This is a genomic window from Spirosoma liriopis, assembly GCF_023196085.1.
GTDB classification, from domain to species: Bacteria; Bacteroidota; Bacteroidia; order Cytophagales; family Spirosomataceae; genus Spirosoma; species Spirosoma oryzicola.
The window spans coordinates 449,944-466,942 of record NZ_JALPRF010000003.1 but is presented as its reverse complement, the minus strand read 5'-3'; the positions used below and the strand labels follow the sequence as shown (position 1 = coordinate 466,942).

At 52.4% G+C, this 16,999-nt stretch carries 16 protein-coding genes; 7 read left to right on the top strand and 9 right to left on the bottom strand.

The genetic code is table 11. The annotated features are described in order from the left end of the window. Positions 1 to 128: 128 nt before the first annotated feature. Together M0L20_RS18785 and M0L20_RS18780 are read left to right on the top strand one after the other, a co-directional pair. Positions 129 to 1,217, top strand: coding sequence for a bifunctional heptose 7-phosphate kinase/heptose 1-phosphate adenyltransferase (locus tag M0L20_RS18785; RefSeq protein ID WP_354004222.1), 1,089 nt, complete (start codon positions 129 to 131; stop codon positions 1,215 to 1,217). Further along, positions 1,210 to 2,493: an AGE family epimerase/isomerase gene (locus M0L20_RS18780; protein ID WP_248478539.1), complete on the top strand. Its 1,284-nt coding sequence runs from the start codon at positions 1,210 to 1,212 to the stop codon at positions 2,491 to 2,493. Before M0L20_RS18785 ends, M0L20_RS18780 begins: the two co-directional genes overlap by 8 nt. 88 nt (positions 2,494 to 2,581) lie before the next feature. On the opposite strand, the gene M0L20_RS18775 is transcribed toward M0L20_RS18780, so the two are convergent. From M0L20_RS18775 to M0L20_RS18760, 4 genes are all read right to left on the bottom strand, one after another. Further along, a complete protein-coding gene (locus tag M0L20_RS18775) occupies positions 2,582 to 3,298 on the bottom strand; it encodes a head GIN domain-containing protein (protein ID WP_248478538.1) in 717 nt (238 codons plus the stop codon). A gap of 160 nt (positions 3,299 to 3,458) precedes the next feature. After that, the gene (locus M0L20_RS18770; RefSeq protein WP_248478537.1) at positions 3,459 to 5,318 is read right to left on the bottom strand and encodes an STN and carboxypeptidase regulatory-like domain-containing protein; all 1,860 of its coding nucleotides are present in this window, start codon (positions 5,316 to 5,318) and stop codon (positions 3,459 to 3,461) included. A gap of 49 nt (positions 5,319 to 5,367) precedes the next feature. Then, positions 5,368 to 6,453 (bottom strand): FecR family protein, encoded by a 1,086-nt coding sequence (locus tag M0L20_RS18765; protein WP_248478536.1) that lies wholly within the window; start codon positions 6,451 to 6,453, stop codon positions 5,368 to 5,370. A gap of 3 nt (positions 6,454 to 6,456) precedes the next feature. After that, the gene (locus M0L20_RS18760) at positions 6,457 to 7,035 is read right to left on the bottom strand and encodes an RNA polymerase sigma-70 factor (protein ID WP_248478535.1); all 579 of its coding nucleotides are present in this window, start codon (positions 7,033 to 7,035) and stop codon (positions 6,457 to 6,459) included. Between the two features lie 292 nt (positions 7,036 to 7,327). On the opposite strand from M0L20_RS18760, the gene M0L20_RS18755 reads away from it, so the two are divergent. After that, the gene (locus M0L20_RS18755) at positions 7,328 to 7,765 is read left to right on the top strand and encodes a response regulator (protein WP_232562724.1); all 438 of its coding nucleotides are present in this window, start codon (positions 7,328 to 7,330) and stop codon (positions 7,763 to 7,765) included. Positions 7,766 to 7,841: 76 nt separating this feature from the next. Here the strand turns inward: M0L20_RS18755 and M0L20_RS18750 are convergent, their stop codons facing one another. Further along, positions 7,842 to 8,486, bottom strand: a complete 645-nt coding sequence (locus tag M0L20_RS18750; protein WP_248478534.1) for a deoxynucleoside kinase — start codon at positions 8,484 to 8,486, stop codon at positions 7,842 to 7,844. 184 nt (positions 8,487 to 8,670) lie between these two features. On the opposite strand from M0L20_RS18750, the gene trhO reads away from it, so the two are divergent. Further along, the gene (gene trhO, locus M0L20_RS18745) at positions 8,671 to 9,654 is read left to right on the top strand and encodes an oxygen-dependent tRNA uridine(34) hydroxylase TrhO (RefSeq protein WP_232562722.1); all 984 of its coding nucleotides are present in this window, start codon (positions 8,671 to 8,673) and stop codon (positions 9,652 to 9,654) included. 4 nt (positions 9,655 to 9,658) lie between these two features. On the opposite strand, the gene M0L20_RS18740 is transcribed toward trhO, so the two are convergent. After that, positions 9,659 to 10,600 carry a glycosyltransferase family 2 protein gene (locus tag M0L20_RS18740; RefSeq protein WP_248478533.1) on the bottom strand — a complete coding sequence of 314 codons (942 nt, stop codon included), beginning with the start codon at positions 10,598 to 10,600 and terminating at the stop codon, positions 9,659 to 9,661. Then, a complete protein-coding gene (locus M0L20_RS18735) occupies positions 10,597 to 11,142 on the bottom strand; it encodes a GNAT family N-acetyltransferase (RefSeq protein WP_248478531.1) in 546 nt (181 codons plus the stop codon). The genes M0L20_RS18740 and M0L20_RS18735 overlap by 4 nt, the downstream gene beginning before the upstream one ends. Before the next feature lie 120 nt (positions 11,143 to 11,262). Here M0L20_RS18735 and surE point away from each other — a divergent pair, with 120 nt between their 5' ends. Further along, complete coding sequence (surE, locus tag M0L20_RS18730) at positions 11,263 to 12,039, top strand: 5'/3'-nucleotidase SurE (RefSeq protein WP_232562719.1); 777 nt, start codon at positions 11,263 to 11,265, stop codon at positions 12,037 to 12,039. A gap of 46 nt (positions 12,040 to 12,085) precedes the next feature. Next, the gene (locus M0L20_RS18725) at positions 12,086 to 13,630 is read left to right on the top strand and encodes a GH3 family acyl-acid amido synthetase (protein WP_248478530.1); all 1,545 of its coding nucleotides are present in this window, start codon (positions 12,086 to 12,088) and stop codon (positions 13,628 to 13,630) included. Between the two features lie 74 nt (positions 13,631 to 13,704). On the opposite strand, the gene M0L20_RS18720 is transcribed toward M0L20_RS18725, so the two are convergent. Both M0L20_RS18720 and M0L20_RS18715 read right to left on the bottom strand, forming a co-directional pair. Next, complete coding sequence (locus M0L20_RS18720) at positions 13,705 to 14,343, bottom strand: LysE family translocator (protein WP_248478529.1); 639 nt, start codon at positions 14,341 to 14,343, stop codon at positions 13,705 to 13,707. A gap of 92 nt (positions 14,344 to 14,435) precedes the next feature. After that, complete coding sequence (locus tag M0L20_RS18715) at positions 14,436 to 14,984, bottom strand: NUDIX domain-containing protein (protein WP_232562717.1); 549 nt, start codon at positions 14,982 to 14,984, stop codon at positions 14,436 to 14,438. A gap of 74 nt (positions 14,985 to 15,058) precedes the next feature. On the opposite strand from M0L20_RS18715, the gene M0L20_RS18710 reads away from it, so the two are divergent. Further along, positions 15,059 to 16,066 carry a cation diffusion facilitator family transporter gene (locus tag M0L20_RS18710; protein WP_232562716.1) on the top strand — a complete coding sequence of 336 codons (1,008 nt, stop codon included), beginning with the start codon at positions 15,059 to 15,061 and terminating at the stop codon, positions 16,064 to 16,066. The last annotated feature ends 933 nt before the right edge of the window (positions 16,067 to 16,999 follow it).

Genomic DNA, 16,999 nt, shown 5'->3' with positions numbered 1-16,999 from the left:
GCGGCAGACCAGCGCTGACCGCTACCGAAATGTCGGAAAAGCAGCCTGAACTGACCCATTTAGTTATAAATTGATACAAACCTCCTTTTATACTCAAAGTGCCTCATCCTGAATCTGTAGCCTTTTCGATGACAAAGAATTCAGCCGCTACTACCCCGTTGTCTAGCCAATTTGGTTGCCCGCCCGACTGCGGTCCTGATTCAATGACGAGTACCGACATCAACCTTCTTTTCGACCGGTTCACGGGCGTCAGGGTCGGCGTTATCGGCGATTTTGCGGTGGATTTATACGTCGACCTCCGGACCGACACCGGAGAACAATCGCTGGAAACAGGGCTGGATGTGTTCTGGGGAAGCCATCCGAGGGCATCACTGGGAGCAGCAGGCAACGTCGTTCAAAACCTGGCGGCCCTGGGCGTATCCAGCATTCAGGTGATCGGCTGCGTGGGTAACGACCTGTTCGGGCGGGAAATGCGCTACCTGTTCGATTCACTGGGTGTTGATACGAGGTACTTGTACACGATCGCCGACGGATGGGACACCTGCCTGTATACCAAGCCAGCGCGAAACGGTCGGGAGGCCAATCGGATTGATTTCGGCACGGGTAATACCGTATCCGACCTGTTTTTTGGGTCGCTATTGGCCGATCTGGACCAGTTGCTGCCCAAACTAGACGTGTTGGTTATCAATCAGCAGTTTGCCCACCCGCTGCTCACGGGCGAGCGGGTTGCCCAATTGAACGAGCGGATCGCCCGATTTCCCAACGTGCGGTTCATTGCTGATATGCGCAGGGAAGGAACGCAGGTGCAGGGGGCTACGCTAAAAGTAAACACCGCCGAACTAGCCCGTTTTCTGGCTATCGACCACCCAAACGAACCAGACCTGAACTGGTGTCTCCAACACGGGGAAGTTTTGCAAAAACGAATTGGCGGACCCTTGCTGATAACCCGTGGTCCCGCCGGTATTTTGTGTATCGACCAAGCCGAAACGAAGCGCGTCGACGGGCTGACACTGGCAGGGCCGCTGGATACCGTTGGCGCGGGCGATACCGTCGTTGCGACCTGGGCGGCTTGTCAGGGAGCGGGCGCGTCCATGAGCCAGGCCCTGACGCTGGCGAACTTGGCAGCCGCCGTGACCGTCCAGAAGTGCAATCAGACCGGTACGGCCTGTTTATCCGAAATCCTCGCGTTACACCATAGCCACTACGCCCATGACTAACGAAGTCTTCGACCAGCACATTCAGGAACTCCACGTGCACCTGACTAACGAACTGCTCCCCTTCTGGACAACCCGAACCGTCGATGCAGTGAATGGTGGTTTCATCACTCATTTTGATCAGTACGGCAACGACTCCGGCGAAGACGAAAAATCGCTCATTGCCCAGACCCGGTCCATCTACACCTACGCATCGGCCCATCGGGCGGGTTATGGCGAGGGTACCCTGGCGGAGCTGGCCCGGCACGGAGTTGATTACCTTTTAAACTCGATGTGGGATGAAGAATACGGCGGTTTTTACTGGATGACCAACCGGAAAGGCGAGGTGCTGAACGACCAGAAAATTGTGTACGGGCAGAGTTTCGCGATTTATTGCCTGAGTGAGTACACGCTCGCAACGGGCGATCCGCGCGGGATAAAATACGCCCGTAACGTGTTTGATCTCTTGCAGAAACACGCCACCGATACGACCTACGGCGGCTATTTCGAGATGTTTCACCGCGACTGGACGCTCAACGGACCGGAGGCTGGTGGCGGTGACCGCAAAACACTCGATGTACACATGCACCTGATGGAAGCGTTTACCACCTTGTACGAGTGCACACGTCAACCGCTTCATCGGCGAAAGTTGCTGGAAGTGATCGAACTGCTGGTCAAGCGAATCATGCATCCGGTGTACGGAACGGGCATACCGCAGTTCTGGGCCGACTGGCAGGTAGCGCCCCAAATCAAATTCGATGTTATCTGGGGCTGGGACCGCTTCACGGAAGACGGGGTTAAGCGAGCCGCCGAAGACAATACCAGTTACGGCCATAATGTTGAATTCGCCTGGCTCCTGCTCCACGCGCTCTCCGTCCTGAATCTGACTTATGATTTATACCGCGATCAGTTCGTGAAATCCTTTGTCCACGCCGTTGAGCATGGCGTCGACTGGGCGTTTGGCGGGGTCTTCGTCGAAGGGTCACACGCGGGCGAGGTGTATGACCGGGAAAAAGAATTCTGGCAGCAGGCCGAGGTGCTCATTGGCTTTCTGGACGCCTACCGCCTATTCGGCGACGAACGCTACTGGCAGGCTTACGAGAACGTTCACCGCTTTGTCATGGACAAAATGGTCAATCACTCCGTTGGTGAATGGTGGCCGCTGATGACCCGGCAGGGCATTCCGATCTGGACGCATATGAGTCATTCCTGGAAGATCAACTACCATACCGTACGATCCGTGGTGCAGTCCATTCGCAGGCTGAATGCTCTGAAAGCCGATCTGAACAAGCCTCGATGATTGTGCCGAAGGCCCCATTTCTGACTGGCAGCGTCGCTACTCGTACGTTTACAAGTCAACTTAGCGACGCTACCACGGTTCGATTGGGTTAATCGGTCTCAACCGAACTGGCTCCGCTCAACCGCTGCCGCACCGAAGGTCTTCCCCGGTACCGGACGTTACTCGCTCCGCTGGCCTCGATGTCCAGCGAACCCGATACGCTCACATTTGCTTTACTGGCCCCGGACAGATTCAGGTTTGCCGCATCGACCGGATACGCAAACGCCTGGAGCATCGACGCTCCCGACAAATCCGTTCCGAGCGAAGTTCCGGCACCACTGAGTTGCAGATTTGACGCACCCGATAACGCAACCTTCACTTGTCTGGCCTGTACCGTAAACTGACCCTTCGAGGCCCCCGACAGCTCAATATCGAACTCGTTCAGATCCAAAAAACCCGCTATCGACGATTGACTGGCTCCCGAAAAGGCAACGCCCCGCAGCGTCGGCATGGTAATCGTAAACGACGTTTCGTACTGCCGGTTGCGGGAATTGCGGTAGCGGGCATACAAGGTTCCGTTGCGGGTGTACACATCCAGATCATCCAGGTTTCGTCGGTCGCCCTCGGCCAGGATGCGGTAGTCGTTTCCTGGTTGAACCGTTATGGTAAATGCGCTGCCCATGTCGAGCCGGTCAAAATTGCCTAGACCGAACGTTCGCTGATCGCTTTGAAAAGGACCGATGTCTTCCCGACGCCAGCCACAGGAGATAAGGTTGATAATCAGAAAGGCAGTGCACAGGAACTGAAAAAATGATTTACGCTTCATGGTGTTAATTCATTGTTGTTTCCCTAACAGCGAGTCGTTTCAGGAACCTATACCGTTTTGTAGCAAAGTAGTGATCCCAAATCTCAGACTTCGCAATCAGGACAATCGAATTAGCGAATACCCCTATGCGCCGTGCTTTTTTTTGCTCCAAAAAAAAAGGTCACGAATTACCGAACCGTAGTCCGGCCTGAAAGCCAATCCAGCCCCAGTGGTAGGTAGAGCCGAAAGCTGAAACGCGATTATCGAAAAGCGAAAGGGTCGGCTGCGTGACGGGGCGACTGGCTTCGTCCTCGCTAAAATACCAGTTGACGGAAGGGCCAAAAGCAAGTGACAGGTGTTTGCTGAATCGTGTCTCGATCAACGTGCCCAGACGAATCTGTTGATTATTTTCGTAATAACCCCGGTTGTAGAACAAGTGATGCGCTGTCGCTTCAAGGCTCATCATCGTCCGTCGCGATAGGGTAAACGCCGTTCCTAACCCGTACCCCGCACTTACTGTGGGGCTACCGATTCGCTCGAAACTCGTCCCCGCGGTGAAAATGTTATAGAAACGCCGGACGCCCGTTCGGTAGGCTATATTAAGCAGATTTACCTCGTCCGTGGCTACCTCAATCCGTCGATAACCGCCTTTCCGTACGTGGCTAAATAAGCCAATCGGCACCTTTTCGACGGAATCAGCTAAGTTTATCAACCCGATTTGGTGCCCCCGCGTAACGGTCCGCGCCCGGTTCAGCAACCCGCTGATCTGCCAGCCCCGCACGTCATTGCGCGCGTAGTTGACCAACCCGGCTAACTGCACTCCGTCGATCGAGCCACCGGCGAAGTTTAATAAACCGCCGATCTGCACCATCCCCGGCTGGTCGCCCAGGGTAGCGTTGAACAAACCACCAACCTGAACACCCGACGCCTGCTTTAAATTGACGTTGAATAGCCCACCCGCCTGAAAGCCATTTACCTGCCCTCCAGCGACGTTAAACAAGCCGCCAAACTGCGCTCCTGTCACGTTGCGTCCGACAAGGTTACCGAGTCCACCCGCCTGGAAACCATGAACATCAGCTTGTACAAGGTTGAGCAACCCACCCACCTCAAACGAACGGACACCAAACGAATACCCCACTAAGGCGTTGAATGAAAGCCGGTTGATGATTCGACCGCTCAGCCGGTGGTTCGTGCCGATGTAAGGCACCAGAGACACCTGCCAGTCGCGGTAAAGCGTATCGCGGCTGAGGTTGATGTCGTGAATGGCTTGTTGCGTCGATACAAACAAATTCATGATGCCGATTCGGCCGCGTTCGATTATTGACCAGGGTTTCTGTTCCGGTGTTGTGTCATTAACCATCGCAGGCATCTCCACGGGAACGCTATTGACGGCCAACGCCATCGCCGACCGGGTGGTATCGTCGGTTATGCGAATGGGTATGGTTTCGACGCTGATTTGCTGGGGTAGCGGTTTCAGGCGGACATTGACCGTATGCGTAAACGTACCGCGAATCGTAACGGTCTCCCGCACGTACGCTTGTTTACGCACGTCGAGCCGAATGCTTGGCAAATCAGCGGGGAGTTTGATGCGGTAGTAGCCGAATGGGTTGCTGACGGTTGAGGCAAGGGTTGTTTTTTCAAAAATACTGGCCTGGGCAATTCGCTTTCCGGTCTGTTCATCGAGGATATAACCGTCCAGCAGCAGATTCTTGGGCGTCGGTTCGGTTGGGTCCACCCGCAGCAGAATGACGTGATTCCCCCGCGATTTAAAGGTCATACCATTGGCAAACACCTGATTTAGCACCTGCCGAACCGTCCCGTTCGTCAACCGAACGCTTACAACAGCACTTTTGTCGATGTGCGCCGGGTTGTACGAAAACGCGAAATGGCCGGCAGTGCTGATCTGGCGGAGGGCTTCCTCAACCCGCTGGTTTCGAATATTGACCGTAATTAGCCGTTCGAGCGGGGGTGCCGATTGCGCCCGTAACCCGATGGCGGAACAAAAGAGAAATAGAGAAATCCAGGAACGAAGAAAAGTCATTGTACAGCTAATTTTCAACCAAGACAGCTGATGGGAACTTATCCCCTACTCACTGACAGGTTCCGTCTAAAATTACCTGCCTGCCAACGTGCCGGACCCGCAGGCCAAGCGTTTCGGCGGTGATTGCAACGACCGCGTTCAACGGTGCATTGTCGAAGCGGGTCGTTAACCGACAACTGCCCAGCGGCTCATTACCGAGTCGTACGTCGGCGTTATACACCTGATTCAGCGTTTTCACTACGTCCCGGAGCGGCTCATTGTCGAACACCAACTGCCCGGTTTTGTAGGCAAACACATTCGTAGCCAATTGAAGCGACCGGCGAATGGTGTCCCCTTTCAGATCGAAGGTGGCCTGCTGATTTTTGGTCAGCAACACCGCTTTGCGTTTACTGGCGAATCGCACTTTCCCCGTCTGAACGGCCACGCTGACGTTTGCATCATAAGCCCGAACGTTGAACGAAGTCCCCAGCACCTGCACCGTGGTTTGCCGGGCCTGAATGCGAAACGGTCGCCCGGCATCCGGCATGACCTCAAAATACGCTTCACCCGTTAGCGTGACCGCTCGGCTATCGTCGTCAAAAAGGGTCGGATAACGCAGGGTCGAGTGGTGATTTAGCCACACTTTCGTGCCATCGGGTAGGATTCGCTCAGCCCGTTGATCCGTTGTTGTAAGAGTCAGGTAAGCCTCCGCCGGACGCTGCTTGTTCTGGAATTGAAAGACCAGCCACCCTACCCCAACGGCTACGACCAGCACGGCAGCAGCCCGCCAGATAGCCCGATTCCAGATCGGCTGATGACGTGGCGGCTGGGGTTCGGCTGACCTACCCGGTTGCGGTTTTTGAACGGGCATTGGCTTGACAACAGAATCGGCTTTCGCCGAAGTGCGAGATTCAGTCGCCTGCATTTTCTGCTGCACCAATAGCCAGGCTGCATTGGTGTCAATTGGCTTCTCGTCGGCGGGAGTAGCGTTCTGCCATAGCTGCGCAAAACGCTCAAAATCCGCCTGGCTGGGTTCGTTCGGGGCTGAATCCTGACTGGCGAGCCACTGCTGTACCCGCGCCGACTCACTAGGGTCGGTTTCGCCCGCCAGGAATTTTGCCAGCAAAGCGTCATCTATGGGTCGTTGGTCTGCCATGATTCAGGGGTGACTTAACAGCCACGTCAGTAAAGCCAGTGGTAAATAATCGCTCAATTCGGTACGCAGGATACGGAGTGCCTTGCCAATCTGATTTTCGACCGTTTTCACCGAAATTCCCAATTGATCGGCAATCTCCTGGTATTTCAGTTCGTCGAACCGACTTAGCGTAAAGGCCAGCCGGCACTGTTCGGGTAATTTTTGGATGGCCGTCTGTATCCGGTCGGACAGTTCGTCGCCCAGGAGCGCCTGTACCGGTGACTCCGCTGTCGTGTCGCCCGCGTAAAGCGTATGCTGCCGGTGTTCATCGCGGATAGCAAAATGCTTGATCCGGTTCAGGCACCGATTGTGTACGGCCCGAAATAGGTACGACTTCAGCGATGTTGTAATCAGAAGCCCTTCACGCTTTTCCCAGAACGCGAGAAACATAGCCTGCACTTCTTCTTCGGCATCGTCGGCATCGGGCAGGAATTGGCGGGCGTACCGGCATAACGGCGCGTAGTGCAGCCGAAAGACGGTTTCGAAAACGCGCTCGTTGCCCTGCCGAATAGCCGCTAATACGTCCTCTTCAGTTGGTTGCACTGACGTAGGGGGGTGAGTGGTTGGATACGGCAAAGCTATCATTTTCGCTACAGATGCGCCTGGTCTGTTCTAAGACACCTAGTTATCGGTAAACCCCTACGCCCGCCGAAATTAATTTTCACTCCTCCATGATTTGTGGCCGTATAGGGTACGAATCGGTTCAATCGTTATTTGTATACAAGCTCAAATGCAGGTGGTCCAGTGCATAACTAATTAGGATTCATTCTCGCCATGAATGACAAATACAAGTTGATTGCAAATTAGCTAACGTCAATACGGTATATGAATTTTTATGCAGACTGAGTTCCGAGTTTTTATCGTCGATGACGAAGCCGACTACCGGTTCTTGACTGGTCAGGTTTTTACGCGTTTTTTGCCCCAGTACCCCGTTCGATTCTTTACGTCTGGTAGTGAATTACAACAGCATATACTGACCGAACCACCCGAGCAGCCTGCCTTGATTATCCTGGATCTGCACATGCCCGTTCTAAACGGCCACCAGACATTGCGGTATTTAAAGCAACATCCGCAGTGGCGGCATATTCCGGTCGTTATGATGAGCAATACCGTTGATCAGGCCGAAATCGCTTCCTGCTACGAAGCAGGCGTTAACTCATTCCTTGGAAAACCGGATGGACTCACGCAGTTCCAGACGCTCTACGAGTCAGTATGCACATATTGGCTGGTTCTCAATAAACTGCCCAAAAACAAGGTTAACCTTAGTAAGTAGTTCAGCCGAATACCCCTTTTTGACGTTCCCCGCTTTACTTACCCGGATCACTTTACAAAGGCATCGCTCCTACCACCTACGCGGGGCGCTCCACGCTACGTAGCTCGGCCAGCCGCCCATCAATCTGACGCACGATCTCCAGAAAATCGGCGGGGTGCTCCGTATAGTCCAGCTCGTTCACATCAACAATCAATAATTCGCCGATGGTGTAAGCAGCCACAAATTCTTCGTAAAGCTCATTCAGGCTGCTCAGGTACTCGTCGCTGATTGACTGTTCGAAGGAGCGGCCACGCTTCCGGATCTGCTTGCGGAGTTTGGGTAAATCGGCCCGGAGGTAAATCATCAGATCAGGGGGGCGGACCAGACTCATCATGTTTTCGAATACGCCGTAGTACGTCTGGTAATCACGCTCGCTCAACGTACCCAGCAAATACAGGTTACGAGCGAAGATAGACGCGTCTTCGTAGATGGTCCGATCCTGGATAACCGATGTTTGTTGCTGCTTGCTAAGGTCCAGTATCAGACGCATCTGCGCAAACCGGCTGTTCAGAAAGTAAATCTGAAGGTTAAACGCCCAGCGGGGCATGTCTTCGTAGAAATCGGACAGGTACGGATTTCCATCGACGGCTTCGTACAAAACCTCCCAGCCATAATGCCGGGCCAGCAGTTCGGCCAGCGTTGTTTTGCCAGCGCCAATATTTCCGGTTATTGCAATGTGCATGCGGTAGCAGTTAAGTGGTCGCCCTTCCTCGGCTTCTGAGGCCGGACAACGGAAAGCAAACGACTAAATTAGGGAACGAACTTCAACGAAATGGGTTTATTTTTGTAGGAAATTTCAAGAGTTGTGAACAAAACGAGCGATCGGCAACCGTAACGATTGCTTTTTCACGCATCCGCTTTCGACAATGAAACCATATCGCGTTCTTCTGTACTATATCTATTCGCCCATCGAGAACCCCGACCAATACCGCGAGGAACATCATTTGCTGTGTCTGCAACTAAACTTGCTGGGCCGTGTGATTGTCGCGCCCGAAGGATTGAACGGAACTGTTTCCGGCCTGACCGCCGATTGCGAAGCGTACATGGCCGCTTTACACGCCGACCCGCGTTTTGCCGGTATTGAGTTTAAAGTGGACGAAGCGGATGACCATACTTTTCAGAAACTTCACGTTCGGATCAAAAGCGAAATCGTCCATTCCGACCTTCCTGTCGATCCATTGCGGCAGACCGGTCAGTATCTGGAACCCGACGAGTTTAAAAAGCTTAAAAACGATCCCGACGTTGTGCTGGTCGATATGCGGTCGAACTACGAACACGCGGTCGGTAAGTTCAAAGGAGCCATCACGTTCGACATGGAAAATCTGCGCGAACTGCCGGAGCATATCCACGAAATCGAACACCTCAAAGACAAGAAAGTCATTACGTACTGCACGGGTGGTATCAAGTGCGAAAAAGCGTCGGCTTACCTGCTGGCCCAGGGTTTCGAAAACGTATACCAGCTGCACGGTGGCATCATCAAGTACGGCATGGAAGCGGGCGGAGAAGACTTCGACGGGCAGTGTTACGTCTTTGACAACCGCGTAACGGTTCCCGTTAACCACATCAACCCCGAAACGATATCGACCTGTTACCGCTGCGGTAGCCAAACCAACCGGATGATCAACTGCGCGAGTCCGGTCTGCAACAACCACGTTACGCTGTGCGACGACTGCGGGCATGAACACCAGGGTACCTGCTCGGACGACTGCAAACAAGACCCGGCACTACGGCCTTACGATGGAACGGGTTATTACGGCAAACAAACCCAAAGTTACTCGCCAATGCAGGGTTTCGTTAGTCAGCGGGGTCAAAAGAACACCACACCGTTGACATTAACGAAAGCAGACTAAGCGTTTATTTCTGAACGACTTCACGTATTCGATACGTCGGTTTGCGTCCGCCTTCAAAATAGGTTCGCATCTGCATTTCGGCAATCAGGCCAAAGGCAAGCAACTGTAATCCGCCGAGAATCAGTACGGCTACCAGGGTTAGCCAGGCGATTAGGTTGAGTGCTTCGCCCATCAGTCTCTGGACGAGGATGTAAACACTCACTACCAGTCCGGTTAGCAGCGAAAGCGCAGCTGCGGGGCCAAACAACCGCATGGGCCGGCGGAAATACCGTTGCAGGAATAGGACGAGCAGTAAATCGTTCAATACGGGACCAATGCGTCCCAGACCGTACTTGGAAACGCCGTGGATACGGGGATGATGCCGAACATCCATCTGTGTCATGCGGCTTCCTTGCATGGCGGCCAGCACGGGAATGAAGCGGTGCAGCTCACCATAAAGCCCCAAAGCCTGGGCCACCTCCCGACGGAATATTTTGAGCGTACAGCCGTAATCCTGTAGGTAAACCCCCGTCAGCCGCCGGATCAGCGCGTTGGCCATTCGACTCGGTAGTTTGCGCAGGAGCATGCCGTCCTGTCGGTTGGCCCGATTACCCGCCACCACATCCCAGTTGCCGCTTTGTGCGTGTTGCAGCATCACGGGAATATCAATGGGATCATTCTGCAAATCGCCGTCCAGCGTCGCGACATACGTACCGGTTGCGGCATCAATACCGGCGGCAAGGGCCGTTGTCTGTCCGTAATTACGGGCCAGAATTATCAGCTTCGTCTGGGCATCAGCCAACTGCCGGACTTTGGCCACGGTTTCATCCCGCGATCCATCATCCACCAGAATCAGTTCGTACGAAAGCGTCGTCAGGGCGGCACGAATACGGTCCAGCAGTGGACCGACATTATCCGCTTCGTTGTACAGCGGCACGACAACCGACACCAGCACAGGAGCCGTCATACCGAAGCGGAATTATGGGCGGACTGATCAACCAGGGATTTGCTCATGCTATAATCGTTCATCCAGTACGGACCGATGGCAATATCCTCTTCGCCGACCACCCGAAAGCCTACCTTTTCATAGAAGGTCCGCGCTTTGTTGTACCGATTCACATTCAGCAGCAGTTCCTCGCCACCCTTTGCCCGGCATCGATTTTCAACTTCAGTGAGGAGCGCTCGACCCAAACCGCTTCCCTGCGTGGCGGGCAGCACGTAGATCTTATGCAATTTAAACGATTTATCGTCGGGTCTGTACGCCGAAAAAGCCGCAAATCCGCGTAGTTCCGGCGCCTGATCGTCGTGTTCTATTTCAAGCAGCACAAACGTATGACCCCGTGTAGTCATCTGTTCCTGAAGCGCTTCGGGCGAGTACATCATCGTAAACATGTACGCGATCTGATCGGGCGCCAAAATGGATCGGTAGGTCGGTTCCCAAATCTGTTCCTGCAACCGGATAATGGCCGGGATGTCGTCGGGCGAAGCAGTACGAAGTTTAAACGGCACGTTTGGTCTATTTACGTAGTTTTGTAGCAAATATACTAAGTCCATTAATAGCACTGTGTGGTGGCACCTACCCTGCCGATCAGCAACTGTTGACGGATACCGGACGATTAGCAACTTTTTATGGCCGAACATAAGCCTCTGATTTTAGTAACGAACGACGACGGTATCACCGCCCCCGGCATTCGGACACTCGTTGAATTGATGAAAACCCTCGGTTCAGTGGTGGTGGTCGCCCCGAACAGCCCTCAGTCGGGGATGGGACACGCCATCACCATTGCTCATCCGATTCGACTGTACCCCTCCGACATTTTCGGCGATGTACCGGCTTACGAATGTTCGGGTACGCCCGCCGACTGCGTGAAAATAGCCAAGAACCACGTTTTGAAAGATCGCGCTCCCGATCTGGTGGTAAGCGGCATCAACCACGGCAGCAACTCGGCTATCAGTGTTCTGTATTCGGGTACGATGTCGGCAGCCATCGAAGCCGCCATTGAAGGCATTCCCGCCATCGGCTTTTCGCTGGGCGACTTTACGCGGCAGGCCGATTTTTCGCATACCCACGAGCACATCCTGGCCATTACTCAAACCGTGCTGGAACGCGGCATAAAACGCGGTACCGCGCTGAACGTCAACTTCCCGGCCAAAGCAGCCGAGCCGCTGAAAGGCATTCGGATATGCCGTCAGGCGCATGCCAAATGGCAGGAAGTGTTCGACGAACGGCGCGATCCGCACGGACGCCGGTATTTCTGGCTGGCGGGCGATTTCGTCAATTTCGATACCCACGCCGAAGACACCGACGAGTACGCGCTTTCGCAGAACTACACGTCCGTTGTCCCCTGCCAGTACGATCTGACTTCGTACGCGATGGTAAACGAGTTGAAGAATTGGAACTTATAAGAATTTACGGTGTAATCAGAATACATCGTATAGCACACCGTAGACTATGGCTCTATTAGGCAGTATGCTCAAAAACGGTATTCGGTTGACCAACGCCGTCCGGCTGCGTAAAACGAATCCGTTCAAGCAACAGCGCAAAGCGTTCCGTAAACTCGTCAGCAAAGCACGCTTTACGGAGTTTGGCAAGGCTTTTCATTTCGAAGAATTACTCAGTTCGGCGGAGTTTGGAACGCCACGCGAGTTCTACGAGAAATACAAACAACTCGTCCCCATCCACGATTATAATTCGATGTTCGACGGCTGGTGGAAACGGTCGTTGGCGGGCGAAAAAGACATTGTCTGGCCAGGGCGGGTAAAGTATTTTGCGCTTAGCTCGGGCACTTCGGAAGCGGCCTCGAAATACATTCCGGTTACGAAATCGATGTCGAAAGCCATCCAGCGCACCAGCATCCGCCAGATTCTGACGCTTGGCCGCTACCAGAACCTACCGTCAACGCTGTACGAAAAAGGGTATCTGATGTTGGGAGGAAGCACCCAGCTGAACGCTCGGGAAGGCCACTACGAAGGCGACCTGAGCGGCATTACGGCCAGTCAGATTCCGTTCTGGTTCCAGCGTTTCTACAAACCCGGTCGGGAAATCGCGCAGGAGCGCGACTGGGCGCTTAAACTGGACGAGATCACCGAGCAGGCGGGCAGTTGGGACATTGGCTACGTGGTAGGCGTTCCGGCCTGGATTCAGCTGCTGATGGAAAAAATCATCGCTCGCTACAACGTGAAAACGATTCACGATGTCTGGCCGAATCTGATGGTTTTCTGCCACGGTGGCGTGTCGTTTGAACCGTACCGGCAGGGATTTGAAAAACTTCTCGCCCACCCCATCACGTACATCGAGACTTATCTGGCGTCGGAGGGATTTATTGCCTACCAGTCTCATCCCAACGCGGAAGGCATGCAACTGGTCCTTAACAATGGCTTGTTTTTCGAATTTATCCCATTCAACGAGCAAAACTTCTCTTCCGATGGGGAGCTGGTAGCAAAGCCCCAAACGCTGATGATTGATGAGGTCGAGGAAGGCAAAGAATACGCCTTGCTGCTATCGACCTGTTCGGGAGCCTGGCGTTACCTGATCGGCGATACCATCCGGTTTGTCAGTAAAAAGCGCTCCGAGATCGTCATCACCGGACGGACCAAGCATTTCCTGAGTCTATGCGGTGAACACCTGTCGGTTGATAACATGAACAAGGCCGTTGAGCTGGTATCGCATGATCTGGGCATTTCAATCCGGGAATTTACCGTTGCGGGCGTATCCTACGACACGTTGTTTGCGCACCACTGGTACGTTGGCACCGACGACGCCGTTGACGCCACGGATCTTCGCGACCGAATCGACGCCAAATTAAACGAGCTTAACGACGATTACGCCGTTGAACGCCGGCACGCTTTGAAAGAAATTACGGTAACCGTACTGCCGGTCAAAACCTTTTACGATTGGATGGAATCACGCGGCAAAATGGGTGGTCAGCACAAGTTCCCGCGCGTTCTGAAAAAGAACCTGATTGCCGAGTGGGAGAATTTTTTGAAAAACGTATGACGCAGCGTAGCGTGTGTACCGTATGATACAGGGCACTTTATCTACCGCTGTATCATACGGCATACAGGCATTGCTTACCAGTTCATTGCTTTTGACAGTGGTTCCAGTAAGCGCGAATAGGCAATATTGATCGCTCCAAGCAGAAACACCACACCGGTCGTCCGGTTAAAGATCGTAACAACGCGGGGCGTAAAAAATCGCTTGAGTCGGTTGGCATAATAAGCCAGTGCCGTTTCTGTAACAAACACGCCGACCAGACTGGCAGCCATGAAAGCGTACTGCTGCCCTACGCTGTAGTGCAGGTGCGACCGGATGTAAGCAACAATCGCCACCCACGACACAAAGTTGACGGGGTTGAGCGCGTTCAGAAAGAAACCCGTTGTAAAATAGTAAACAAAATTACCAAAGCTGGTTTTGGGATACGCCAGCCGGGGGGTGCCCTTGAATATATTAACTAAACCCATTGCCGTCAGAAACAAGACTCCGACAAGGGCCATCAGGGTTTCAAAACCATCGATTTTCGGGAGAAAGGCCGTACCCAGCAGAGCGGCCAAAACAAACAGCGTATCACCGGTAATGACGCCTAAAACAATTTTCAAGCCCGAGCGAAAGCCATTGTCAACGCTATTCTGAATCAGGGCAAAAAAAACCGTACCGAAGGTCAGGCAAAGGGCAACGCCAACTAAGAAACCAAAAAGAACAGGTAAAAACACAGATAGAAGCTGGTTTACGGTTTTTGAATGCAGATGCATGGTTCTATTAAACCATACGACATAAACCGGTAACTATAAATAACAGACGGTGTTTAGATTCCTCGCAGCCGGGCAACGATCAACAGGCCACTAACGCTGAGCGCATCGGTAATCCGACTCGTCATAGCCATCTCAACGGCTTCGGCCAAAGGCAGCTTCCAGATACGCAGGTCTTCGGTCTCTTCGGGTTCGTGGTCTCCCTGCGCAAGGTCTTCTGCAATGTAAAGAAACCCTTCCTCATCGGTTGCCGAATTAGAGGTATGAATACGGGCAATTTTAGTCCATTGGCGCGCTTCGAGCCCCGTTTCTTCGCGGAGTTCACGCTTAGCGGATTCGAGTGGATCGGTGCCGAGCGGTGAGCCACCTTCCGGTATTTCCCACGAGTATTCGTTTAAGGGATACCGATATTGGCCGACCAGGTACGTGTTGCCTTCGGCATCGATCGGAATAACACCCACCGCTTTGTTCTTAAAGCTCACAACACCGTAGATACCCGGTGTACCGGCGGGTGTAATGACCTCTTCGTGCCGAATTGAAAGCCAGGGATTTTCGTATTTAACCGACGATTCCAGCGTCTGCCAGGGGTTTTCAGTCTCGTTCATAGGGACGAAAGTACAAACAATACGGCTACGAATTGCTACCTTTGTCCTTTTCTAACCATTGTCCGTAACGCTGGATGAGCACCCACCAACGCACAAAATACCGCTGGATGAGCGTGTCGCTGGGACTAAGCATCGTCTTGCTGATCCTTAAGTTTACCGCTTATTTTCTGACCTATTCGACGGCCATCCTCAGCGATGCAATCGAGTCGATTGTCAATGTCATTGCCAGCGGATTTGCCTTTTACAGTATCTATCTGGCTGGTCAGCCCCGCGACCAGAATCACCCGTACGGTCACGGGAAAATTGAGTTTTTGTCGTCGGGTTTCGAAGGCGCCATGATTTTGTCGGCTGGTATTGTCATTTTCTGGCAGGCTATTCTTAATTTTTTTGAGCCCAAAGTGCTCAGCAACCTGGATGTGGGTTTAGTACTGGTGGGGCTAACAGCGCTGGCGAATGCCTTTGTTGGCTACATGCTCATTCGGTCGGGCAAACAAACCGACTCGCTGGCGCTAACCGCCGATGGGCGTCATTTACTTACCGATACGTTCAGTAGTATCGTGGTTATGATCGGCGTAACGCTGGTAGCGCTGACGGGCAAACTCTGGATCGACACTGCGCTCTCTCTGCTGCTTTCGTTTGCCATTGTTTACAACGGCTTTCAACTCATTCGCCAGTCGGTGGCCAGGCTCATGGATGAAACCGATGCACCAACCCTCGAACGGGTAACCGCTTTGCTGAATGTGCATAAAGACCGCACCTGGATCGACGTACACAACCTGCGCGTGCAGAAGTACGGCGCTGACCTTCACGTCGATTGTCACCTAACGCTACCGTATTACTGGGAGCTGACGCAGGTGCACGATGAAGTGCATCATTTTGAAGACACGCTCAAAGACGGTTTTCAGGGCGAAGTAGAGATCTTCGTGCATACTGACCCCTGCGTGAAGGAGTGCTGTCACTACTGCCGGGTAGCCGACTGTCCGGTAAGAGCCTCTGCTTTTCTGCGGGATGTAGACTGGACAGCCGAGAATCTACCGTTAAATCAGAAACATTTCGTCCCCTTCGAAATAGCAAACCAGTAATTCTTATCTGTTTCTCTGATAATCAACCAGATGCATAAGGTAGGCTCGAATGAATCTCGGGGTCGAGCAACCAGCGATTTGACGTCTTAAATATTATTTACCCAAAAAGTTGTATTAATTCTTTTTATTTACCAATTTTGATCCACTTGCTTCTCGCTTGAAGAGTAGCGCCGACATTACTTTTTTCAATTCAGGTTGTATTCAAATACGGGTAAAAGACGCCTTCTTCTGACGAATTGAGGGCGTTTTTTCTTTATAGGTAAGACATCTTGGCTAAACCTCCCCAAAGCCATACTTAGTAAACGGTTGTAAACGGCCCGGTTGACAAGCTTCAAGCGCGGTCTTCAGTCAGCCATTGAAAACAGACATCCTACCCTACAAAATGCGCATCAAGTGGTTATCAAGACAGCATCAAGAACACATAGGTACGGTACATACACATCCATGGATCAACCGGCCTGATCATTCAAGCGATGTACTTAGTGCTGAAGACATGAATACCATAGCCATCAGTAATCCGAAACCGAATCATTATATACTTACATGTGAAACTTAATTCCATGTAATTCTAATAGCACTGTTGAATCGTCCACACCAAGCATTGATTGTCAGTAATTTTTTCAGTGCAGCGTCAAAATGAAAACTTTTGGCGCTAATACTTTCAACTCATTTATTACTATGAAATACCTTATTATACTACTCTCACTACTAAATATTAGCTTGTTCGCTCAAGTCCTTCCAAAGACTGAAATTAAGGATAAAGAACTAACAACGCATTTACGTACTTACATAGCTGAATGTAGGCTATTGAATCTAATTAAAGATTCAACAGGTATCGTTGTTCTACAGCATAACCGACAGCTAAATGGGCACCAACTTCTGCTAAGTCTTATTGACAAAGAACGTCACTCCTACTTCACAACCCGTTGTGTT